Genomic DNA, 20,978 nt, shown 5'->3' with positions numbered 1-20,978 from the left:
AACAGGCCCTACGACAGGCCCTAGTCGCGCACCGGCACCGACAGGTAGGACGGGTCGGCGTCCGGGGAGGAGAAGGTCAGTGTGGCGCCGCGCGGGTTGTGCTCGATGTAGAGCGGGTCGACGGTGTCCACGACCACGGCCAGCCGGTGTCCGGCCGGAACGTCGTAGGCCGTCGAGAAGAGATCCAGATCCACGCCGAACGGCCGGTTCGGGGTCTTGTCGTGGAAGGTGATCGGCGCGTGCGTGACGAGCTTGCCGACGCCGAGTGGGCCGACGTCGTAGAGGTAGGCGATGGCGGTGCCGCTCTCCGCCGTGCTGGTCAGCGTGGTGTGCAGGCGCGCGGTGCCGCGGACGCGCTGCTGGGTCGGGTACCGGTCGGACTGCCAGACGGCGGCCAGGGAGCGCGGCAGCAGCGGGATCGAGGCCATCGGCGGCGCCTTGAGGAACTGGTCCAGCATGCTGGAGAGGAAGATCAGCCCGCCGTCGGCGCCGGAGTCGAGGTTGGTGGCGGTCTTGTGGGTGCCGCCGAGGGCGATCCTCCGGTGCGCGGACGGTACGTCCCGCCAGCTCTTGTAGCCCTCGTAGGCGCCGGTGGAACGGGACTTGAGCTGGACCGGCGACTCGCGGTCGACGCCGTTGCCGGCGCCCTTGAGGTAGTGGTCGAACCACCGCTCGGCGCTGGTCCAGGTGTCGTTGGGCAGCCCGAACAGGCCGGTGGCCTCGGCCGTCGCGTGGTCGCCAGGACGGAACTCCAGCCGCTTGGGGCCCCTGAGCTTCTCGAAGAAGTCGGCGTACTGGTTGGGCGGGAAGAGCGAGTCGCCCCAGGCGTTGCCGAGCATGATGGCCGCGCCGTTCGCGTTGATCCTGTCGAGGTAGGTGGCGGGCGAGCGCTTCCTGCCCCAGGCGATCATGTCCTTCTCCTTGGCCAGATTCGAGCCGAGGAAGTCCTGGAGTACGCCCTGGAGTTCGGCGCTGGGACGGCCGGTGAGGGCGCCGGCCGCGCCGAGCATCGCCCCGGCCTGGAGGTGCTGGGTCCGGCCGCTGTAGATCGAACCGATCAGGTCGGCCCAGCCGCTGAGGGCGGTGACGGCCTTGATCCGCCGGTCCTGCGCGGAGGCCAGCAGGCTGATTCCCGCGCCGTAGGAGACCCCGCCCATGCCGACCTTCTGCGGGTCGGCCGGTGTGTGGGCGAGCGCCCAGTCGATGACCTTGGAGGCGTCGGCGATGTCCTGCGGCCCCGCCGTCTCGATCTTCCCGCCGGACTGCCAGAAGCCGCGCACGTTGTATCCGACGACGACGTACCCGGCGTCGGCCAGCTTCTTCGCCTGCGCCACGTACTCGATCTGCGGCATCGCCCAGCTGGTGGGCAGCACGATGAGCGGGAAGCGCCGGAGGCCGTCGGCGCCGACCGGGGTGAAGACGTTGGCCTTGAGCGTGACGCCGCCGTCGCCGGTGATGTCGACGAACTTCACGGCGGACGAAGTGGCCGCCGCGGTAAGGCCGGTGCGGGTCTCGGCGCCGGTGGCGGCCGGCGCACCGGCGAGGACGGCGGTGGCGAGTACCGCGGCGGAGACGGTGCCGATCGCGGCGCGCAGCGTGGTGCGGGAGGGCGTCATCTTCTGCTCCAGATCGTGATGCGAACCGGCGGTCGCTGTCCGGAGGGCTCGGGGGAGCCTCCAGGACGCCCCGGCGCGTGCCGGAGGCGTCCGCTGACAGGAGGGGCGGCCGGCGGTTCGAGGTGACTGGAGAGTAAGGTCCGATGCTTACCGCAAGTAACCCGTTGGTAGGTTACGGGTGGGTAACGTCGCGGGTGTGCGGCTGTCCCGTCCGTGTGAGGCGAGGGGTGACGGATCTGGACGGATCTGTACGTGCGGAACCTTCCCGGAGGTGTGGGGAGTTGGGGGAGTGGGGCGGGGCGGGGCGAGGAGGGGACGGGTGTCACAGACGCCGTTCGACGCGAGTGAGCGCCTGGCCTGGGCCGGTCGGGGCGAGGCGTACGCGGCGGGCTTCGGGCGGCTCTGCGCTCACCCGGTGCCCGCGTTGCTGGTGGCGGCCGGGGTCGGCGCGGGTGTGCGGGTGCTCGATGCGGGCACCGGGACCGGAGTGGCCGCGGCGGCAGCGGCGGCGTGCGGTGCGCGGGTGAGCGCCGTGGACGCCGAACCTGACATGGTCAGGCTGGCGGCCGGTGCCGTCCCCGCCGCGGACGTCCGAATCGGTGTACTTCCTCATCTCCCGTATCCCGACGGCGAGTTCGACGCGGTCGTCGGCAACTTCGTGCTCAACCACGTCGGCAGGCCGCGCCGTGCGCTGGCCGAGCTGTGCCGGGTGACCCGTCCGGGCGGGTGGATCGCGCTGGCCGTGTGGGCGTCCCCCGCCGCGGCGGGCCAGGCGCTGTTGGGCCGCGCCGTCCGGGCCGCCGGTGTCAGTCGTCCCGGGTGGCTGCCCGCCCTCGCGCCCGACGAGGACTTCCCGCGGACCGAGGACGGGCTGACCGGCCTGCTGGGCGCGGCGGGGCTGGTGGCGCCCGGCTGCCGGACGCTGTCCTGGAATCACCGTGCGACGCCGGACGAGTGGTGGCGCGGGCCCGCCGCGGGGGTGGCCACCATCGGCCGGACGGTGAACAGCCGCGGGCCCGTGGTGGCCGACCGCATCAGGCGCCGGTTCGAGCTGCTGGCGGCGGAGTTCGCCGACGCGTCGGGTGTGCTGGTGCTGCCGCACCGGGCGCTGCTGGCCTCGGGGCGGGTGCCGGCTCGCCGTCACAGTCCCTGATCGGGGCCGAAGACCTCGTGGTGGATGTCGCCCGCGCGTACGCCGGACGCCAGTAGTTGGGAGCGGACGGAGCGCATGAACGGTACCGGGCCGCAGAGGTGGGCGACGGTGCCGGACGGGATCCGCAGGCGGGTGAGGTCCATCAGGCCGGGGTGCACGACCGGGCCGCCGGCCTGCGTGTGGTCGGTGGCGGTGGTCCCGTCGTCCGGCCGCTCGTACCAGACCGCCGCCTCCGCGTGCGCCAACCTGCCGATGAGGTGCTGGAGTTCGGCGCGGTAGGGGTGGCTGTCGGGGGTGCGGTCGGCGTGTGCGGCGATGATCCGGCGGCGTGAGTTGGTGGCGGCCAGGTGGGTGAGCATGCCGATGGCCGGTGTGCAGCCGATGCCCGCGGTCGCGAACAGCAGCGGCCGTTCGCTGTCGTCGAGCACCACGGCGCCGAACGGGGCGCTCGCCCGCAGCTGGTCCCCTTCGTGGACGTGGTCGTGCAGAAAGCCGGAGACCTCGCCCGCCGGGTCGCCGTCCGGGCCGCCCGGTATCCGTTTCACGGCGAAGCGGAGCGCACCGTCCGGCTGCCCGGTGAGGCTGTACTGGCGTATCTGGCGCGCCCCGTCCGGGAGTTCGACCTGCACGGACACGTACTGGCCCGGCCGGGCCGCGGGCGGCTCGGTGCCGTCGAGCGGGCGCAGCAGAAAGGTGACGACGTCGTCGGTCTCGCGGACGCGGCCGGCCACCCGGTACGTGCGCCAGGTCCGGCCGTCCGGCGCACCGGCCGCCGCGTACAACTGCCGTTCCGCCGCGATCAGCCCGTGGGCCATCAGCCAGTACACCTCGTCCCAGGCCGCGGTGACCTCCTCGGTCAGCGCTTCGCCGAGCACGTCGGCGAAGGTGGCGAACAGGTGGGTGTGCACCAGGGGGTACTGGTCCTCGCGTATCCCCAGGGAGGCGTGTTTGTGCGCGATCCGGGTGAGCAGCGCGTCGGGCAGCTCGTCCGGGTGTTCCAGGAGGTGTCCCGCGAAGGCGGCGACGGAGCCGGCGAGTGCCTGCCGCTGGCTGCCGTTGGCCTGGTTGGCGCGGTTGAACAGGTCGCGCAGCAGGGCGGGACGGTCCGCGAACAGCCGGTCGTAGAAAAGCGGGGTGATGTCGCCGATGGCGGCGGCGACTACGGGGAGGGTGGCGCGGACGGTCTCGGCCGATTTCGGTGACAGCAACGGTGACTCCGGACTTCTGATGGGGACACCCGGATCGCGGCACGCAAAATGTGCATGCGAGATGCGTATTTAAGGGTGTGCGGGGCGGGACGGGGGAGGGGAGGTGAGAGCTGAGGGGTGGTGGGTGCCGGGGTCAGTCCGGCGGGCGGGAGGTCAGGCCGAGCAGGAGGGGGCCGGTGGGGGGTGCCACCAGGTCGTCGACCGACAGCGGGTCGAGTGCGGCGAAGAACGCCTCCTGTGCCACGTGCAGGGCACCGCGCAGGCGGCAGTCGCCGCGCAGCGGACACGGCGGGTCGTCCTCGCAGCCCACCACGTCGCCGACGCCTTCGAGTTGCCGGACGAGCCGGCCGAGCGAGCCCGTGCGACCGGCGTCGGTCAAGGTCAGCCCGCCGCCCCGCCCGCGCCGCGCCTCGACGGCGCCGAGGTGCTGGAGCTTGCTGACCACCTTGGCGGCGTGCGTGTAGGGCACCTGGACCGCGCCGGCCACCTCGCGGGTGGTCGGCGCGTCCGCGGTGTCACCGAGTACGGCCAGGCGCATGGCGATGCGCAGCGCGATGTCGGTGCTCTTGGTCAGTCGCACGGCTTCACTCTATAGAAGTGGCATGTGGAATGCCAATTTATGCCGGTGGTCCGCTGCCCGGCTGCACGATGCCGTGCGCCGTCGCCCCTTGGCTCGATATCGCCGGGCGCTGTCATCGTGCGTTGACGCACTGACCTGGCCCTCCTTACCGTGATCAGGTCACCGGTCCGACACGGTGCGGGTCGGCGGAGGGGGACTGCGGCGACGCCGCTCGCCGGCGCCTGGACGCCGTGCGGCGCCCGTGCCCGGCGACAGTGGGGGGTTTCCGGCCATGGCGGCCCCCGGCCGGGACGGCCATCGCTCAGAGAATGAGGAACCCATGCGTGTCCTGTGCACCTCGACCGGCTCGCCGTCCCACGGCCGGGCCATGCTCCCGCTGGCCCGCGCACTGGCCGCGGCCGGACATCAGGTCACGGTGGCCGCGACGGCCGAAGTTGCCCCGGTATTCGGCGCCGACGACGTCACGGTGAACATCTGCCTGCCCTCGATGGTCCCTTCGTCCGGTGCCCCCGTCGCGCCCGCCCCCGAAGCCGAGCCCACCGCCGATGAGGTGGCCGCGACCGAGGGCATGGAACCGCACATGCGCAATCTGCTCGGCGTGCTGACCGGCCCTCAGGCGCTCGCGTCACACGAGGTGCTGACGCGGGTCGCCCGCGAGGTGCGCCCGGACGTCATCATCCGGGACGGCATGGACGTGGCCGCCTGCCTGCTCGCCGAGCAGCTCGGCATACCGCACCTGCCCATTCCGTCCGGCTTGGTCAACCTGCTCGACCCGGCGGTTCTGCTGCCCGGCATGAACCGGCTGCGGGAGGGTCTGGGGCTGCCCGTCCGGGACGAGCCGCTGTCGCTGTACCCCTACGGCCGGTTCGACTACCTGCCCGCCGAGTACTCCTTCGGCCGCCATCCGGCCACCACGCTGGCCTACCGCCAGACCACCCTGGTGGACCGCACCGTGGGCCTCCCGGACTGGGTGGCCGGGCTTCCCGCGGACCGGCCGCTGGTGTTCGCCGCCGTCGGCACCGCACTGCCGATGTTCCAGACCCTGCTGGCCAAGGGCGGGCAGGTCCCGGAGGGCGTGACCGATCCCGCGGTGATGCTGCGGGCGGCCATCGCCGGTCTTTCGCAGCTTGACTGCACGGCGATCGTGGCGACCGCGGGCATCCCGCTCGACGGCATCGAGCCCGCCCCGCACGTCCACCTCACCGACCGGATCGCGCAGCCGCTGCTGCTGGAGTGCGTCGACCTGTTCGTCACGCACGGCGGCTACAACAGCATCCGGGAGGCGGTGCGTACGGGCACGCCGATGGCGGTGCTGCCGAACTTCGGTGACCAGCCGCACAACGCCGAGCGGGTGCAGGAACTCGGCCTGGGGCGGCATGTGACGGACGCCGACACCGGGCCCGACGCCTTCGCGGCGGCCTGCCGGGACATCCTGGCGGACCGCGAGACCGCCACCCGGGTCCGCCGGGCGCAGCGCGCCGCCCTCGCCCTCCCGGACGTCGGGCAGGTATCGGCCGACCTGCAAAAGCTCATCGGCTGAGGCCGCGGCCCGCGCCGGCACCGTGCGCCCCGGGCCGCCCGGGGCGTCGCGGTCATCCGTCGGTGCCCCGCCTCGCCCGTGGCGGGCCCACGATGATCCTTTACGATCCCTTACGGTCGCCCGGAGCCACAGGCGGCCGGGAAGAGACGAGGTGAGGATGTGGGCATGCAGCCTTCGACGCGGCGTTCCCGGCGGGTATCCACGGGGCGGGTGAACTCCCGGTGAGCCGTGCGGTGTTGGTGACCGGGGCATCGCGCGGCATCGGGCGGGCGGTCGCGGAGCGCTTCGCCGCGCAGGGCGACCGGGTCGCGCTGCACTACGCCTCGCGCCAGGAGGCCGCCCGGGAGGCGTTCGCGGCGCTGGCGGGCACCGGGCATGTGCTGGTGCAGGGCGACGTGAGTTCCCCGGACGGTGCCGCGGCCGTGGTGGCGGCTGCGGTGGACGGCCTCGGCGGGGTCGACGTCCTGGTCAACAACGCGGCGGCGAACAGCCCGCACCCGCTGGCCGAGACCTCGTTCGACGACTGGCAGGCCGCCTGGCGGCGGATCGTCGACGTGAATCTGCTGGGGGCGGCGCACGTCAGCCACTGCGCGGCGCGGAACATGATCGACCGGGCGGTGCAGGGGCGGATCGTCAACGTCGGCTCGCGCGGCGCGTTCCGCGGCGAACCCGACCACCCCGCCTACGGGGCGTCCAAGGCCGCGCTGCACTCCATGGGGCAGTCGCTCGCGGTGCATCTGGCGCCGTACGGCATCGCGGTCGCCTCGGTGGCGCCGGGATTCGTCGCGACCGAGCGGGTCGCCGACCGGCTGACGGACGAGGTGCGGGCGCAGAGCCCGTTCGGCCGGGTCGCGACGCCGGACGAGGTGGCGTCGGCGGTGCACTATCTGGCCTCGCCCGGCGCGGTGTGGACGTCGGGCACGGTCCTGGATGTGAACGGGGCCTCGCATCTGAGGTGAGCGGGCCCGGCCTGATCCACGCGACAGGCCCGGGGAAAGGGGAAGCCCCGGCCGGACGGGGGAATCCGGCCGGGGCGGCTCTGGGGGAGCGGACATCCGCTTCCAATTGAACGATAAACCATCCCGGGGGCAATCAGGGCGTTACGTGACAACTGTCACGCATGCCCCGCGGTGTGCGGCCCGGTTCGTACGGCCGCCGCGCGCCGTCCCGCGTGCGGCGTTCAAGGGCTGACCGCGAGGACGATGTAGGCGGCCAGCAGGGCGAGATGGATGCCGCCCTGAAGGGGTGTGGCGCGGCCCGGGACCACCGTCAGGGTGCCGACCACGACGGTCAGCGTCAGCAGGACCATATGGGTCGGCCCCAGCCCGAGTTCCAGCGGCCCGGCCAGCCAGACGGAGGCGGCGGCGACCGCGGGGATGGTCAGGCCGATGCTCGCCATCGCCGAGCCGAGGCCGAGGTTGAGGCTGGTCTGCACCCGGTCGCGGCGGGCCGCGCGGACCGCCGCGATGGTCTCGGGCAGCAGCACCAGCAGCGCGATCACGATCCCGACGACGGAGGACGGCAGCCCGGCGGCGGCCACCCCCGACTCGATCGTCGGCGACACCGCCTTGGCGAGACCGACCACCGCGATCAGGGCAAGCGCCAGCAGCACCAGGCTGATCATCGCGATCCGTGACGACGGCGGATCGGCGTGGTCCTCGGTGTCGATCACCCGGCCCGACGCCGTCACCGGCAGGAAGTAGTCCCGGTGCCTGACGGTCTGGGTCGTCACGAACATGCCGTACAGCACCAGCGCGGCCAGCGCGGCGAAGATCAGCTGAGGGGGCGAGAACTGCGCTTCCGAACCGCTGGTGGTGAACCGCGGCAGGACCAGGCTCAGACCGGCCAGGGTGGTGACCGTCGCCAGCGCGGCGCCGGTGCCCTCGGCGTTGAAGACCGCGACCCGCCGCTTGAGCGCGCCGACCAGCAGGCTCAGCCCGACGATGCCGTTGCAGGTGATCATCACGGCGGCGAAGACGGTGTCCCTGGCCAGCGCGCTGCTGCTGTCGCCGCCGTCGGCCATCAAGGTGACGATCAGCGCCACTTCGATGATCGTCACCGCCACCGCCAGGACCAGGGAGCCGAACGGCTCGCCCACCCGGTGCGCGATCACCTCCGCGTGGTGCACGGCCGCCAGCACCGCACCCGCCAGGAAGCAGGACACCACGGCGACCAGTGCGGCCGGCAGCGATCTGCCCCAGGTCAGGGCCAGCAGGACGACCGAGAGGACCGGCAGCGCACCGGTCCAGCGCAGCACGGTCGAGCGGAGCTGAGCGATCATGCCTTCGAGCTTGGCAGAAGCCCGGATGGCCTGCCCGCCGTGACGGCCCGACCGGGGCGGCGCGGTGACGGCGCATCGGCGGCGGGCGGGCGGCGCGGCGGTACGTGTGCCGGGCGCCGGGCCCGCGGGCGGCGCCCGGCGGTCAGGCCGCCGCCCGGTGCCCCTTCGCCTCGGCCGGAGACAGCGCCGCCTTGGTGACGTCCGCGGCGACCTCGACCACGTCAGGGCCGTACGCCTGCGAGTTGACGACCTTCAGGAGCACGCAGAACTGCCCGTCGGCGCCGTGCCTGCGGGCCAGCCGCGCGCGGTTCCTGACCAGGTGGCGGACGGCCGCCCGGTGGGTGACAGGACGCTGCCCCGCCGCCAGGAACACCGGCCGGTCGCCTTCGCCCGCGGTCAGCCGCGCCAGCAGGACGTACTCGACCGCGCCCGGCTCCACCCGATACGCCGTGCCGCCGATGGTGAACGTGCCGCGGCCCGAGCCGGTCGCGTCGCCCGGGTGCACCGCGACACCCGGCAGCAGGCTGGCCAGGTGGGCGGCGAGCCTGCGGTGCGCCGTCGGGTCGCCGACGCAGAACTCGGTGCGGGCGCCGAAGCCCTGGAGCCCGGTGTCGTGCGGGGCGACCTCCGGGTGCGCCCCGCAGTTCTCGATCACCGCGGCCAGGCCCAGCAGCGCCAGCGCGTCGTGGCGCGGGATGCTCCAGTGGGCCGACGCGCTGTCCCGGTGCGTGACCAGGACGCACTCCGAGCCGTCGGGCAGCCCGAAGAAGCTCTGTTCACGGGTCAGCTTCCGGCGGGCCGCCGCCGATTGCGCGGCCCAGCCGGCCGCCAGGCCGATGACGAGCGCGCCGGCCGCGGAGGTCAGAAGGAGCAGGGTGTCGTCCATGGCGGGGGAGCGTAGCGGCTGTCCGGGTGTGTGTTCGAGCGCGGTGGGGTGGATGGGCGGCCTTGTCCCGGTCCGGCGTCCTATGGATGGCCGAGACAAGCCGCACGGGCGGGATGTGCGGCCCCAAAGGCAGGCAGATGCCTTGTGTGTCCGGTAGATGTCCATACGGTCCACCCCTCTGTCATCACACGGACACCACGAGTAGGCTCCGGCCACCCGCGTACCGCGCGCTTGGAGGAAATTTCCGTATGTCCCACGCCCGACGCCTCACCGTCCTGGGAACCGTGGCCGCGCTGGCCGGCTCCCTGGTGGCGGTCCCGGCCGCCGCCCAGTCAGCACCACCACAGCAACACCCCACAGCCCGGGGCATATCCACCGGCACACCGGCCAAGACCCCCGTCGCCGTCGGCTCGGGCGGCGCGGTCTCCAGCGTCGACGCCGACGCGTCGGCCGCCGGTATCGCCGTGCTGAAGAAGGGCGGCAACGCCGTGGACGCCGCGGTCGCCACCGCCGCCGCCCTCGGCGTCACCGAACCGTACTCCGCGGGTGTCGGCGGCGGCGGATACTTCGTGTACTACGACGCCAGGACCAAGTCGGTACGCACCCTCGACGGCCGGGAGACGGCGCCGCGCTCCGCAGGCAAGGACCTCTTCCTGGAGAACGGCAAGCCGCTGCCGTTCGACGACGTCGTCACCAGCGGCCTGAGCGTCGGCACCCCCGGCACCCCCGCCACCTGGGACACCGCCCTCCACAAGTGGGGCAGCCGCTCGCTCGGACAGGTGCTGCGGCCCGCGCAGAAGCTCGCCGCGCACGGCTTCACCGTCGACAAGACCTTCCGGCAGCAGACCGCGGACAACGAAGCGCGCTTCCGCGACTTCCCCGCCACCGCCGACCTGTTCCTGCCGGGCGGCAAACTGCCCGCGGTCGGCTCGACGTTCAAGAACCCCGATCTGGCCCGCACCTACGGCGAGTTGGCCAGGAAGGGCGTCGGTGCGCTCTACCACGGCGCACTGGGCAAGGACGTCGTCCGCACGGTCCGCACGCCCCCGGTACGCCCCGGCGCCGACCGCACGGTCCGCCCCGGCGACCTCACCAGGAACGACCTGCGCAGGTACGAGGCGCTCAGCCAGGCACCCACCCGCACTTCCTACCGCGGCCTCGACGTCTACGGCATGGCGCCGACCTCGTCCGGCGGCACCAGCATCGCCGAAGCCCTCAACATCCTGGAGAAGACCGACCTCTCGCGGCTCAGCGAGAAGCAGTACCTGCACCGCTACATCGAGGCGAGCCGGATCGCCTTCGCCGACCGCGGGCGCTGGGTCGGCGACCCGGCCCAGGAGGACGTCCCGGTCAAGGGCCTCACCTCGCAGCGGTTCGCCGACGCACGCGAGTGCCTGATCAAGGACGACGCGGTGCTCCCCAGCCCGCTCGCCCCCGGCGACCCGCGCCACCCCCGCCGCTGCGGCTCCGCGGGCAAGGCGTCCCCGACGACGTACGAGGGGGAGAACACCACCCACCTCACCGTCGCCGACAAGTGGGGCAACATCGTCGCCTACACCCTCACCATCGAGCAGACCGGCGGCAGCGGCATCGTCGTCCCCGGCCGCGGTTTCCTGCTCAACAACGAGCTGACGGACTTCTCGTTCGCGCCGATCACCCCCGGCGTGCACGACCCGAACCTGCCAGGGCCCGGCAAGCGGCCCCGCTCGTCCATCTCGCCGACGATCGTGCTGCGGCACGGCAAGCCCGTGGTGGCGCTCGGCTCACCGGGCGGCGCGACCATCATCACCACCGTGCTCCAGACCCTCATCAACCACCTGGACCGCGGGATGCCGCTGGTCGACGCCATCGCCGCGCCGCGCGCCAGTCAGCGCAACGCCGCGACGACCGAACTCGAACCGGGACTGTGGAACAGCCCGCTGCGCGGCCAACTCGAAGCCATCGGCCACAAGTTCAGCCAGAACCCGGAGATCGGCGCGGCGACCGGCGTGCAGCCACTGCCCGGCGGTCGCTGGCTCGCGGCGGCCGAAAAGGTGCGCCGCGGCGGCGGCTCGGCGATGGTGGTCCGGCACTCGTAACGGACATCTCCCGCCGCCGCCCGGTACCGGCGCGACCCACCGGGGCGCGTCGTTGCCGGGCGGCGGCAGCGGCAATAGCCTCCTGGGGCTGTCTGTTCGAACGAACGGGCCCAGGGAGGCACCCGCACCGTGAGCATCGACGAGAGCAGTGACCGCCGCACCGCACCGGCAGCTGACGGACAGTGGGAAGGGCTCGCCGAGCAGGCCGCAGCGCTGGCGGCGGGCCAGGTGTCGTCCGCCGCACTGGTCCGCCGCTCCCTGGCACGCATCGAAGCCACCGGACACACCGTCAACGCCTTCCGGCGGGTACGCGCCGAGGCCGCCACGGCGGAGGCCGATGACGCCGACCGCAGGCTCGCGGCCGGCGAACGGCTGCCGCTGCTGGGCGTCCCGGTCGCCGTCAAGGACGACACCGACGTGGCGGGCGAGCCGACCGCGTTCGGCTGTGCGGGCGATTTCCCGCCCAAGACCCGCGACGCGGAGGCCGTACGGCGGCTGCGCGCGGCGGGCGCCATCGTCGTCGGCAAGACCAACGCCTGCGAACTGGGCCAGTGGCCTTTCACCGAAGGGCCCGCCTTCGGTGACACCCGCAACCCCTGGCACCTTGGTCACACCCCCGGCGGCTCGTCGGGCGGTTCGGCCGCGGCCGTCGCCGCCGGGCTCGTGCCCGCGGCACTCGGCACCGACGGCGCCGGCTCGGTCCGCATCCCCGCCGCCTGGTCCCACCTCGTCGGCATCAAACCGCAGCGCGGCCGGATCTCCACCTGGCCGGACGCGGAGTCCTTCGAGGGCATCACGGCCATCGGCCCGCTGGCCCGCACGGTCGAGGACGCGGCCCTGCTGCTGGACGCGGCGAGTGGCAGCCACCCGGGCGACCTGCACCGGCCGCCGCCGGTCGCGGCACGCGAGGCCGCCGGACGCGACCCGGGCAGGCTGCGGATCGCCCTGTCCTGGAAGCCGCCGTTCACCGCCCTGCCCACCCCGCTGCACCCGGACGTACGCGCCGCGGTCACCGCACTCGCCCGCACCCTTGCCGGCCTCGGCCACTTCGTGGAGGAAGCCGAACCCGACTACGGGCTGATCGGCCTGGCCTTCGTCCCGCGGGCCACCGCCGGGGTCGGCGGCTGGGCGGCCCGCGTCCCCGACCGGCGCCTGCTGGACCCCAGGACCCGCGGGGCGGCACGTCTGGGACGGCTGCTCGGCGGGCCGCCGCTGCGCCGGGCGCGGGCCGTCGAAGGGCGCCAACGGCGGCGTATCGGCGCCCTGTTCGGCAGGTACGACGTGCTGCTGACGCCGACCACCGCCACGCCGCCGCCACGGATCGGCGCCCTCGCCGAGCTCAGCGGCACGCGCACCGACCAGGCCATGATCGCGGCCTGCCCGTACGCCTGGCCGTGGAACGTCCTGGGCTGGCCCGGCGTGAGCGTCCCCGCCGGATTCAGCGCCGACCGCCTGCCGTTGGGCGCGCAGCTGCTCGGCCCCGGGCACAGCGAACCGCGGCTGATCTCGCTCGCCGCACAGCTCCAGGACGCCGTGCGCTGGCACGAGCGGCACCCCGCGGGACACCCGGCACGCGCGGGCGGCGGCCCCGGTGCGGAGCCGCCGCCCGAGAGTGTCAGCCGAGGAGCTTGATGATCGCCTCGGTGGTGCCGGTCTCGCCGAGCCGCGGGAAGATCTTCTCCAGGCTGTTGCGGTGCGCCGCCTCGTCCATGTCGGTCACCGCGTCGGTCGCGACGGTGACGTGGTAGCCGTGCTCGTGCGCGGCACGGGCGCTGGACTCGACGCCGATGCTGGTGGCGATGCCGGCGAACACCACCTGCGTCACACCGCGGCGGCGCAGCTCCAGGTCCAGGCCGGTGCCGTGGAAGGCGCCCCACTGCTGCTTGGTGACGAGGATGTCGGCGGGCTGCCGGTCAAGATCGGGCACCAGCTCGGCCCAGTCGGCGGGCGGGGTGCCGCCCGGCCGGCCGACCTCGGTACGGCCGGGCGCGCCACCGGTGACGTTCACCAGCACGACGGGCAGCTCCCGCGCGCGGAACGCGGCGGCCAGCCGGGCGCCCCGCTCGACGACCTCGTCCGTGGGGTGGGCGCAGGGCAGTCCTGTGATGCCCTTCTGCAGATCGATCAGGACCAGCGCGGTCTTCGCGTCGAGTGTGGTGGCGGTCATGGGTGTCTCCTTCACGTGCGGATGGGTGGGAGGGAAGGTGTGGAGGCCAGGCGGTTGCGTGGCCGTAGGGGTCAGCGGGGCTCCGTCCCGCGGGTGCGCAGCCCACGGTCGGCCAGTGTGAGGACCAGCAGCAGTACGCCGAGCGCACCGCAGATCACCGCGATCCCGTGCAGACCGGTGTCGGTGGCACGGTGGCCGTACAGCACCCCGATCAGGCCGGCGGCGATGATCGCCCCGAGGTACTGGGCGGTGCGCTGGAGTCCGGCCGCCGCGCCCACACCGTCGGCCGGGGCCTGGACGTAGACGGCGGCGGTGTTGCCGGTCGACGCCAGGCCCTGCGGGATGCCGAAGAGGGCTCCGGCGCACAGCAGGGCGATCAGCGGGCTGGCGCCGGTCAGCAGCAGACAGGCCGCGCTGCCCGCGGCGAGGCAGAGCGCCGCCACGGTCAGCGGGCCCCGGACGCCCTTCGTGCGGGCGCCCGCGACCGAGCAGACGGCGGCTGCGCAGGACATCGGCAGCATGATCAGGCCGGCGTGGAAGGACGAGGCGCCGTGGGCCTCTTCGAGCCACTGGCTGAAGCCGTAGAGCATGCAGTAGATGACGAGATAGGCCAGGCCGTGGCGGAGGTAGGTGCGGGAGAGGGCGCCGTTGCGGGCGAGCATCCGCAGGTCGATGAAGGGCTCCGGGTGCCGCAGCTGCCACCACACCAGGACGGCGGCCAGGGCGGCCACCGGCGCGAGCAGCGGCCAGCGCGGCTGGTCGAGGCGGAGCAGGAAGAACATCGCGCAGGTCAGCGTCGCGGTGAACAGGGCGATGCCGAACGGGTCGAGGGAGCCGCCGGGCGCCGTCTCGCCGTCCGTACGCGTTCGCCGGGCGTCGGCGGGCAGCCACAGCAGCCCGCAGAGCAGGGCGAGCAGGGCGAGCGGTACGTTCACGGCGAACACCCCGCGCCAGCCGGTCGTCGCGGCGAGCAGTCCGCCGAGCGTCGGGCCGACGGCGGCACTGGCCAGCGCGGCGAGCGAGATCCGGCCCAGCACCGCGCGCGGCGTGGGCAGTCCGGTCCGCCGCGACTCGGCGCGCAGCATCGCCATCGCCGCGGGGTAGGCGGCTGAGGTGCCGATGCCGAGGAGCACCCGCGAGACGATCAGCACGGCGAAGGTGGGCGCGAACGTCCCGACCAGGCCCGCCGCGCACACCAGCAGGACGCCGGCGATGAAGACCCGGCGCGGCCCCAGCCGGTCGGCGAGGCGCCCCATGGACGGCTGCCCGACGGCGCTGGCGAGGTACATCGCGGAGATCAGCCAGGCGGTGTCGGCGGCGTCGACGTGGAAGTCCTGGCCGATGGCCACCAGCGAGGTGGCGATCATCGTCGAGTTGATGGGGTTGAGCAGCGAGCCGAGCAGCAGCGGCGTCATCAGGCGCGCGCCGAAGGCCCGGCCGGGGTCGGCAGCGGCGGCGTCCGGCCGGTGCGTGGCGGGCGCGGCGGTGGCCCGCGCGGGCTCCTTCATGCCGGCATCAGCCGCTGTATCAGTTCCGTCGCGGCGGCGAGGGTGCGCTGCTCGTCGGCGGTCAGCCGGTCGGCGATGGCCACCGCGAGCCAGTCCTGCTTGGCCCGGCGCACCTCCGCGAGCACCCGGTGGCCCGCGTCGGTGAGCGAGAAGACGACCTGCCGTCCGTCCGTGGGATGCGGGCTGCGGGCGAGGATGCCGTTCTCCTCCAGGGCGCCGATGGTCAGCCGCATGGACTGCGGGCGCACCCGTTCCGCGCGGGCCAGCGCGGCGGTGGTGGCGGGGCCGCCGCTGTCGATACGGGCGATCACGGCCCGCTGGGTGGGGGTCAGTGCGCCCTGCGGCGACGCGGCGCGCAGGTGGCGCATCAGCTGTGACACGGTCGCGCCGAGATCGTTCGCCAGGCGCTCCTGTTCCTTGTCCGGCATGCTGCCACTGTAGCTTTTTTCGACAGGGAAACTTGCAAGTTTGCCTGTTGTTTGCTTGGGGGCGGGGGACGCCCGGGGCCGGGCGCGCCGTACCCGAGATGGTCTTGCCACCGCCCGTGGCCGGGCTTACGGTCGCTTCCTCACGCGTGCAAGCGCGTGGGACGCAGGCTGACGCACCGACAAAGGAGCAGCTCATGGCCGATGTTGTGCGTGCCGCACTGGTCCAGGCGACCTGGACAGGCGACACCGAATCGATGATCGCGAAGCACGAGGAGCACGCTCGGGCGGCGGCTGCGCAGGGCGCGAAGATCATCGGTTTCCAAGAGGTCTTCAACGCCCCGTACTTCTGTCAGGTCCAGGAGCCGGAGCACTACCGCTGGGCCGAGCCGGTGCCCGACGGGCCGACCGTGCGCCGTATGCAGGCCCTGGCGCGCGAGACGGGCATGGTCATCGTGGTGCCCGTCTTCGAGATCGAGCAGCCCGGCTTCTACTACAACACCGCGGCCGTCATCGACGCCGACGGCACCGTGCTCGGCACCTACCGCAAGCATCACATTCCGCAGGTGAAGGGCTTCTGGGAGAAGTACTACTTCAAGCCGGGGAACGCCGGGTGGCCGGTCTTCGACACCGCCGTCGGCAAGATCGGCGTCTACATCTGCTACGACCGGCACTTCCCGGAAGGCTGGCGCCAGCTGGGGCTCAACGGCGCGCAGCTCGTCTACAACCCGTCCGCGACCTCCCGCGGCCTGTCCGGCTACCTCTGGCAGCTGGAGCAGCCGGCCGCCGCGGTCGCCAACGAGTACTTCGTCGCGGCGATCAACCGCGTCGGCGTGGAGGAGTACGGCGACAACGACTTCTACGGCACCAGCTACTTCGTCGACCCGCTCGGCCGGTTCGTCGGCGAGGTCGCCAGCGACACCAAGGAGGAACTGGTCGTCCGCGACCTCGACTTCGGGGTGATCGACACGGTGCGTCAGCAGTGGGCCTTCTACCGCGACCGGCGCCCCGACGCGTACGAGGGGCTGGTGCAGCCGTGACGCAGGGATCCGCGGGCCTGCACGAACGCCACCGCGCCGTCCTGCCGTCCTGGCTCAGCCTCTTCTACGAGCGGCCCATCGAGCTGACCCACGGCGAGGGCCGGTACGTCTGGGACGCGGAGGGCAATCGCTACCTCGACTTCTTCGGCGGCATCCTCACCACCATGACGGCGCACGCGCTGCCCGAGGTGGCCGAGGCCGTCAGCGCGCAGGCCGGCCGGCTCATCCACTCGTCGACGCTCTATCTCTCGCGTCCCATGGTGGAGTTGGCGGAGCGCATCGCCGCGCTCTCCGGCATTCCCGACGCCCGGGTCTTCTTCACCTCGTCGGGCACCGAGGCCAACGACGCCGCGCTGCTGCTGGCCACCACCTACCGCCGCTCCCACCAGATCCTGGCGATGCGCAACAGCTACCACGGGCGGTCGTTCTCCACCATCGGCGTCACCGGCAACGCCGACTGGTCGCCGACCAGCTTCTCGCCGCTCCAGACGCTGTACGTGCACGGCGGGGTGCGCACCCGCGGCCCGTACGCCCAGCTGTCCGACGACGACTACATCGCGGCCTGCGTCGCCGATCTGGAGGACATGCTCCAGCAGGCGGCGGGCGGCGTCGCCGCGCTGATCGCCGAGCCCGTCCAGGGTGTCGGCGGCTTCACCGCGCCCCCGGACGGCCTCTACGCCGCCTTCCGCGCGGTGCTCGCCCGGCACGGCATCCTCTGGATCAGTGACGAGGTGCAGACCGCCTGGGGCCGTACCGGTGACCACTTCTGGGGCTGGCAGGCGCATGCCGACAACGGGCCGCCCGACCTGCTCACCTTCGCCAAGGGCATCGGCAACGGCATGTCCATCGGCGGTGTGGTGGCGCGTGCCGAGGTGATGAACTCGCTGCCCGCGAACTCCATTTCGACCTTCGGCGGCAGCCCGGTCACCATGGCCGCCGGCCTCGCCAACCTCACCTACCTCCTGGAGCACGACCTCCAGGGCAACGCCAGGCGCGTCGGCGGACTGCTGATCGAGCGGCTGCGGGCGGTCACGGCCGGTCTCGACGTGGTGCGCGAGGTGCGCGGCCGTGGCCTGATGATCGGCGTCGAAATGGTCAGCCCCGGTACCGACGAACGGTCGGCGCGGGCCGCGTCCCTGGTACTGGAGGCCGCCCGTGCGCGCGGGCTGCTGATCGGCAAGGGCGGCCAGGGCGGCGCCTCGCTGCGCATCGCGCCCCCGATGACGCTCACCGTCGCCGAGGCGGAAGAGGGGGCAGCCCTCCTCGCCGACGCGCTGGCGGAGGCCCAGGGGCGGCTCGCGAGGTCCTGAGCGGGTGACGGCCGGGAGGGCAACTGCGGGCGCGAACGCCCCGGTTGGCCCTCCCTTTCCGTCGCCGGGCGGGCCGCGTCAGCCCAGTACGGCCGTCAGCGCCGCCGCGTCCTGGGGCGTCTTCATCCGGAGCGCGATCCAGGTGGCGTCGGCGAACTCCAGGTCGGTGCGGTACTTCTGACGGGCCGGGTGGGCCTCGCGTCGCCTGCCGCAGGTACCGCGCGGGTACGCGGCGAGCTGCCGGGCCGGGACACGCTCGTGGATGCCCCACGGTTCGCTCAGCACCAGCAGCCGGTGGGTGGTGACCGCCAGCACGAAGTCGTCGTTCTCGCCGCCGAGCGGCATCTCCGGTGTGTTGTTGCGGACCGCGACGAGCAGGCCGCCCGCGGAGCCCGGATAGCCGCCTGACCAGGAACCGCCGTGGGTGGGGCGGCGCAGTGCGCGGTAGAGGCGGCGGTATCCGCGTCCCAGCAGCGTGAAGAGGCTGTCGCCCGCGAAGATCCAGCCCCAGGACGAGGGGAAGAACCAGCCGGCCACCACCCGCACCACGGTGCCGGGCCCGGCGTCGGTGCCCTTCCTGGCGCGGTGCTTCCTGGGCAGTCGCGGCGGCAGCAGGTCGTCCACGGCCGCGGGGAGCGCCGCGAGCAGCCGTTCGCCGGGGCCGAGGTGGGCCCCGGCCTCGTGCAGCAGCTCCGGCGGGCCGATCGCGGCGGGTACCTGATGCAGTGGCGTGCCGCCGGCCGCCGGTTCGTAGCCGTTCACCCGAAAGTCCTCTCGATGCTGCCCGGGTCGCCGTGGTCGTCGAGGCCGCCGGTGTCCACGCGGTAGGGGGCGGGGGCCTCGGACCCGTCCTGGAGTACCGAGCGCTGCCCGGTGTCGCTCTTGGCGTACTCCTCCAGCGGTTTCTTCCACTTCGGTTCCAGGCCGGCGCTCTCCCCGGCCTTGTCCACCAGCTTCGCGGCCTGTTTGTAGGGCTGTCCGACGGCCTGGCGCTGCAACAGGCTCAGGCCGTCCTCCTTGCCTTCCTTGCCGCTCAGCGCCTTGGCGGTGGTGCGGACGCGGGAGGCGGCCTGCCGGACCTTGCGGGCCTCGGCCAGCACCTCCTTGACGGACTTTCCGCTGCGCACGGCCTCCTTGAGTTCCTTGACGGCCTGCTGGAGCTTGCGCAGCGTCTCGGCGAGCTTCTCGGAGATCCGGGCGATCCGCGCCACGGCCGCGGTCACTTCGGCGCCGCTGACCAGGGCGTCGACGACGGTGGCCAGGCCCGCGGTGACCAGGTCGAGGATGAAGCTGGTGGCCAGTTCGGCGATCAGCATCTGGATCAGGTCGCTGAGCAGCTCGATGACGGTCTCTTCGGCGAGCGCGCACTCCTTCGCCGCCTGCCCGAGGATCTTCGCGGTCTGCGCCATGTCGTAGGCGGTGTCGTCGATCGCGGTGACGACGTGGCCCATGTGCGTGCCGAAGCCTTCGGACGACCGGCCGTGCCAGTGTTCGGCGAGTTCCCCTGCGCCGGTCCGCAGGCCGTTCGCCACCTCGCGCAGGTCCTTGGCCCGCGCGCGCCAGCTCTCGGCCGCTGCGGTCAGTTCGGCGGGGGCGCCGGTGACCTTGTCCAGGCAGTCCAGCGCGCCGGTCTTCTCCAGGGTCCACTGGACGGCCTCGTCCATCGCACCGCTGATGGCGCCCCGGTCCGGGCTCTCGGCCTGGGGTACGGCGGGGAACTCGCGGTGATCGGGCCGTCCCGTCCAGGCGTACGCGGCGCCCGGCCCGCCCGTGGTGGTGCCGCTCATCGCCGGATGTCCTGGAGGCTCGCCAGGGTGACCTGTTCGCTGTCCTCGTAGTGCCGGGCGGAGTGGGTGAGGCCGTCCGCGGTGTGCCGCAGGATGTCGGCGAGGTCCTTGCAGTTCTGGACGTCGGTGTCGGCGTGGTCCTCGTAGGAGCGGGCGAGGCCGTCGGCGTCGGGCAGCTTGCCGAACGCGTCCGCCGGGACGCGGATCGTGCCGACGCCGCTCATGATCTGCGAGACGCGGTCCGCGGCCCGGTCGATGGCCGCGGCGTAGGTGTGCAGCGCGTCGGGATGGACGCGGTACCCGGATTGCATGGTTTCCCCCGGTCGGCGCGCGTGAGTTCACAGTGCCTGCGTCAACCTAGGGGCCGGGTGCGGGGACATGACCCGATGTGGGGGTTCGATTGCCGGGTGCGGGGCGGAAAATGAGGCGCTGTTGGCACCGGGCGGGGATTTCTTTGCTCGATGCACAGGCCGGGTGCCGTCCCGCGGGCGGCGGCGCGGGTGCCGCGCGGTCCGCGCCGCCGCCGTGGGTCAGGGGGCGACGTCCTCGTACGAGCGGCCGACCGCGGCGCTGTTGAGGTAGGCGGTGGCCGGTCCCTTGACGCCGTCGGAGCGGTAGACGCCCCACTTGTCGGTCACCCAGTCGGCGCGCAGGGTGGCCGCCTTGTACGGGGCGGTGCTGCCGGCCAGTTTCTGGGCGGTGCCGTTGTGCCAGAGCTTGACCCAGCCCTTGGCGGGATCCTTGGAGATCTTGATGCCGACGACGAAGTCGTGCCAGGTGTTCAGGGTGAGGCCGGTGTGCCACAGGTAGGTGGTCTTCAGGTCCGGGTCGCAGTAGTCGAGGTCGATGGTGCCGTCGCCGCGTGCGCGCAGCGACAGCGGCGGGGTGGCGGCGCCCGATCCGTAGTCCTTGAGCTGCCACAGGACGACCCAGTCGCCCTTGGCCGTGGGCAGCGGGCCCCACATCGACCGCCAGCCGATGTAGAAGACGTCGCCCTCCTTCGAGAAGCGCAGCCGGCCGCCGTCGCCGGTGCGGTGCCCGCGGGTCTCGACCCGTACCCGTTCCGCGTCGTCGGTCTTGTCGCCCGAGGTGTGCAGCGCGTATGTCGGGCCGTGGCGGCCGGTGGGGTCGTCGACGGTGGTGACGGATCCGGGCTTGGTCTCGGTGCCTTCGAAGGACTTGGTGCCCTTGGCGGGGTCGGCGCGCCACAGGGGTGCCGCGCGGTGTTGGTGTGTGGCGAGGGGGGTGTGGTGGCCGGTGGTGTCCCGCGTGGTCTGTCCGTTGGCGGTGGCCGCCCAGGTGCCGGCCAGTGTGGCGCTGGCCAGAAGAGCAACTCCCCATAAAACAGGGCTGGTTGAGGCTCGTTTCATCACAGGCTCCCGGTGTGGGGGGTGGGATG

At 73.0% G+C, this 20,978-nt stretch carries 19 protein-coding genes; 7 read left to right on the top strand and 12 right to left on the bottom strand.

The window, feature by feature from the left end; all coding sequences use genetic code 11:
- Nucleotides 1-20 precede the first annotated feature (20 nt).
- Entirely contained in the window at nucleotides 21-1,616 is a 1,596-nt protein-coding gene (locus ACGFNI_RS09175) for a CocE/NonD family hydrolase (protein ID WP_393682023.1), read from the bottom strand.
- Between the two features lie 319 nt (nucleotides 1,617-1,935).
- On the opposite strand from ACGFNI_RS09175, the gene ACGFNI_RS09170 reads away from it, so the two are divergent.
- Nucleotides 1,936-2,769, top strand: a complete 834-nt coding sequence (locus ACGFNI_RS09170; RefSeq protein WP_393682021.1) for a class I SAM-dependent methyltransferase — start codon at nucleotides 1,936-1,938, stop codon at nucleotides 2,767-2,769.
- Here the strand turns inward: ACGFNI_RS09170 and ACGFNI_RS09165 are convergent.
- Together ACGFNI_RS09165 and ACGFNI_RS09160 are read right to left on the bottom strand one after the other, a co-directional pair.
- Entirely contained in the window at nucleotides 2,757-3,977 is a 1,221-nt protein-coding gene (locus ACGFNI_RS09165; RefSeq protein ID WP_393682019.1) for a globin domain-containing protein, read from the bottom strand. The two genes, ACGFNI_RS09170 and ACGFNI_RS09165, sit on opposite strands and share 13 nt — an antisense overlap.
- Before the next feature lie 133 nt (nucleotides 3,978-4,110).
- Complete coding sequence (locus ACGFNI_RS09160) at nucleotides 4,111-4,557, bottom strand: RrF2 family transcriptional regulator (protein WP_393682018.1); 447 nt, start codon at nucleotides 4,555-4,557, stop codon at nucleotides 4,111-4,113.
- Nucleotides 4,558-4,876: 319 nt separating this feature from the next.
- Here ACGFNI_RS09160 and ACGFNI_RS09155 point away from each other — a divergent pair, with 319 nt between their 5' ends.
- Both ACGFNI_RS09155 and ACGFNI_RS09150 read left to right on the top strand, forming a co-directional pair.
- A complete protein-coding gene (locus tag ACGFNI_RS09155) occupies nucleotides 4,877-6,097 on the top strand; it encodes a glycosyltransferase (RefSeq protein ID WP_393682017.1) in 1,221 nt (406 codons plus the stop codon).
- 221 nt (nucleotides 6,098-6,318) lie between these two features.
- Nucleotides 6,319-7,056 carry an SDR family NAD(P)-dependent oxidoreductase gene (locus tag ACGFNI_RS09150; RefSeq protein ID WP_393682015.1) on the top strand — a complete coding sequence of 246 codons (738 nt, stop codon included), beginning with the start codon at nucleotides 6,319-6,321 and terminating at the stop codon, nucleotides 7,054-7,056.
- A gap of 221 nt (nucleotides 7,057-7,277) precedes the next feature.
- Here ACGFNI_RS09150 and ACGFNI_RS09145 read toward each other — a convergent pair whose 3' ends face one another.
- Together ACGFNI_RS09145 and ACGFNI_RS09140 are read right to left on the bottom strand one after the other, a co-directional pair.
- Entirely contained in the window at nucleotides 7,278-8,378 is a 1,101-nt protein-coding gene (locus tag ACGFNI_RS09145) for a calcium:proton antiporter (RefSeq protein WP_393682013.1), read from the bottom strand.
- A 142-nt stretch (nucleotides 8,379-8,520) separates the two neighbouring features.
- Nucleotides 8,521-9,264: a hypothetical protein gene (locus ACGFNI_RS09140; protein WP_393682011.1), complete on the bottom strand. Its 744-nt coding sequence runs from the start codon at nucleotides 9,262-9,264 to the stop codon at nucleotides 8,521-8,523.
- Nucleotides 9,265-9,512: 248 nt separating this feature from the next.
- Between ACGFNI_RS09140 and ggt the strand changes: the two genes are divergently transcribed.
- Nucleotides 9,513-11,342: a gamma-glutamyltransferase gene (gene ggt / locus ACGFNI_RS09135; protein ID WP_393682009.1), complete on the top strand. Its 1,830-nt coding sequence runs from the start codon at nucleotides 9,513-9,515 to the stop codon at nucleotides 11,340-11,342.
- Between the two features lie 129 nt (nucleotides 11,343-11,471).
- Nucleotides 11,472-12,974 (top strand): amidase, encoded by a 1,503-nt coding sequence (locus ACGFNI_RS09130; RefSeq protein ID WP_393682007.1) that lies wholly within the window; start codon nucleotides 11,472-11,474, stop codon nucleotides 12,972-12,974.
- On the opposite strand, the gene ACGFNI_RS09125 is transcribed toward ACGFNI_RS09130, so the two are convergent.
- From ACGFNI_RS09125 to ACGFNI_RS09115, 3 genes are all read right to left on the bottom strand, one after another.
- Complete coding sequence (locus ACGFNI_RS09125; RefSeq protein ID WP_393682006.1) at nucleotides 12,958-13,509, bottom strand: isochorismatase family protein; 552 nt, start codon at nucleotides 13,507-13,509, stop codon at nucleotides 12,958-12,960. The genes ACGFNI_RS09130 and ACGFNI_RS09125 overlap by 17 nt on opposite strands.
- Nucleotides 13,510-13,580: 71 nt before the next feature.
- On the bottom strand, nucleotides 13,581-15,017 hold the full coding sequence (locus ACGFNI_RS09120; RefSeq protein ID WP_393682004.1) for an MFS transporter: 1,437 nt from the start codon (nucleotides 15,015-15,017) through the stop codon (nucleotides 13,581-13,583).
- Nucleotides 15,014-15,445, bottom strand: a complete 432-nt coding sequence (locus ACGFNI_RS09115) for a MarR family winged helix-turn-helix transcriptional regulator (protein ID WP_393682002.1) — start codon at nucleotides 15,443-15,445, stop codon at nucleotides 15,014-15,016. The genes ACGFNI_RS09120 and ACGFNI_RS09115 overlap by 4 nt, the downstream gene beginning before the upstream one ends.
- 194 nt (nucleotides 15,446-15,639) lie before the next feature.
- On the opposite strand from ACGFNI_RS09115, the gene ACGFNI_RS09110 reads away from it, so the two are divergent.
- Together ACGFNI_RS09110 and ACGFNI_RS09105 are read left to right on the top strand one after the other, a co-directional pair.
- Nucleotides 15,640-16,482, top strand: coding sequence for a nitrilase-related carbon-nitrogen hydrolase (locus tag ACGFNI_RS09110; RefSeq protein WP_393682001.1), 843 nt, complete (start codon nucleotides 15,640-15,642; stop codon nucleotides 16,480-16,482).
- Nucleotides 16,479-17,792, top strand: a complete 1,314-nt coding sequence (locus tag ACGFNI_RS09105; protein WP_393682000.1) for an aspartate aminotransferase family protein — start codon at nucleotides 16,479-16,481, stop codon at nucleotides 17,790-17,792. Before ACGFNI_RS09110 ends, ACGFNI_RS09105 begins: the two co-directional genes overlap by 4 nt.
- Nucleotides 17,793-17,870: 78 nt before the next feature.
- Here ACGFNI_RS09105 and ACGFNI_RS09100 read toward each other — a convergent pair whose 3' ends face one another.
- The 4 genes from ACGFNI_RS09100 to ACGFNI_RS09085 all read right to left on the bottom strand — a co-directional run bounded on the left by ACGFNI_RS09100 (nucleotide 17,871) and on the right by ACGFNI_RS09085 (nucleotide 20,949).
- Entirely contained in the window at nucleotides 17,871-18,554 is a 684-nt protein-coding gene (locus ACGFNI_RS09100; RefSeq protein ID WP_393681999.1) for a hypothetical protein, read from the bottom strand.
- Nucleotides 18,551-19,579, bottom strand: a complete 1,029-nt coding sequence (locus ACGFNI_RS09095; RefSeq protein WP_393681998.1) for a WXG100 family type VII secretion target — start codon at nucleotides 19,577-19,579, stop codon at nucleotides 18,551-18,553. Before ACGFNI_RS09095 ends, ACGFNI_RS09100 begins: the two co-directional genes overlap by 4 nt.
- Nucleotides 19,576-19,890: a hypothetical protein gene (locus ACGFNI_RS09090; protein WP_393681996.1), complete on the bottom strand. Its 315-nt coding sequence runs from the start codon at nucleotides 19,888-19,890 to the stop codon at nucleotides 19,576-19,578. The genes ACGFNI_RS09095 and ACGFNI_RS09090 overlap by 4 nt, the downstream gene beginning before the upstream one ends.
- 219 nt (nucleotides 19,891-20,109) lie before the next feature.
- Complete coding sequence (locus tag ACGFNI_RS09085) at nucleotides 20,110-20,949, bottom strand: heparin lyase I family protein (RefSeq protein WP_393681994.1); 840 nt, start codon at nucleotides 20,947-20,949, stop codon at nucleotides 20,110-20,112.
- Between the last annotated feature and the right edge of the window lie 29 nt (nucleotides 20,950-20,978).

Origin of the sequence: Streptomyces sp. NPDC048644 (assembly GCF_043199105.1) — a bacterium.
Classification (GTDB): Bacteria; Actinomycetota; Actinomycetes; order Streptomycetales; family Streptomycetaceae; genus Streptomyces.
This window is presented reverse-complemented; position numbering and strand designations above follow the sequence as displayed.

What these genes read in the sequence shown, in the direction of transcription:
- ACGFNI_RS09175 (WP_393682023.1), bottom strand. Translation starts at nt 1,616, where the DNA reads ATGACGCCCTCCCGCACCACGCTGCGCGCCGCGATCGGCACCGTCTCC.
- ACGFNI_RS09155 (WP_393682017.1), top strand. Translation starts at nt 4,877, where the DNA reads ATGCGTGTCCTGTGCACCTCGACCGGCTCGCCGTCCCACGGCCGGGCC.
- ACGFNI_RS09145 (WP_393682013.1), bottom strand. Translation starts at nt 8,378, where the DNA reads ATGATCGCTCAGCTCCGCTCGACCGTGCTGCGCTGGACCGGTGCGCTG.
- ACGFNI_RS09140 (WP_393682011.1), bottom strand. Translation starts at nt 9,264, where the DNA reads ATGGACGACACCCTGCTCCTTCTGACCTCCGCGGCCGGCGCGCTCGTC.
- ggt (WP_393682009.1), top strand. Translation starts at nt 9,513, where the DNA reads ATGTCCCACGCCCGACGCCTCACCGTCCTGGGAACCGTGGCCGCGCTG.
- ACGFNI_RS09125 (WP_393682006.1), bottom strand. Translation starts at nt 13,509, where the DNA reads ATGACCGCCACCACACTCGACGCGAAGACCGCGCTGGTCCTGATCGAT.
- ACGFNI_RS09120 (WP_393682004.1), bottom strand. Translation starts at nt 15,017, where the DNA reads ATGAAGGAGCCCGCGCGGGCCACCGCCGCGCCCGCCACGCACCGGCCG.
- ACGFNI_RS09115 (WP_393682002.1), bottom strand. Translation starts at nt 15,445, where the DNA reads ATGCCGGACAAGGAACAGGAGCGCCTGGCGAACGATCTCGGCGCGACC.
- ACGFNI_RS09110 (WP_393682001.1), top strand. Translation starts at nt 15,640, where the DNA reads ATGGCCGATGTTGTGCGTGCCGCACTGGTCCAGGCGACCTGGACAGGC.
- ACGFNI_RS09095 (WP_393681998.1), bottom strand. Translation starts at nt 19,579, where the DNA reads ATGAGCGGCACCACCACGGGCGGGCCGGGCGCCGCGTACGCCTGGACG.
- ACGFNI_RS09090 (WP_393681996.1), bottom strand. Translation starts at nt 19,890, where the DNA reads ATGCAATCCGGGTACCGCGTCCATCCCGACGCGCTGCACACCTACGCC.
- ACGFNI_RS09085 (WP_393681994.1), bottom strand. Translation starts at nt 20,949, where the DNA reads ATGAAACGAGCCTCAACCAGCCCTGTTTTATGGGGAGTTGCTCTTCTG.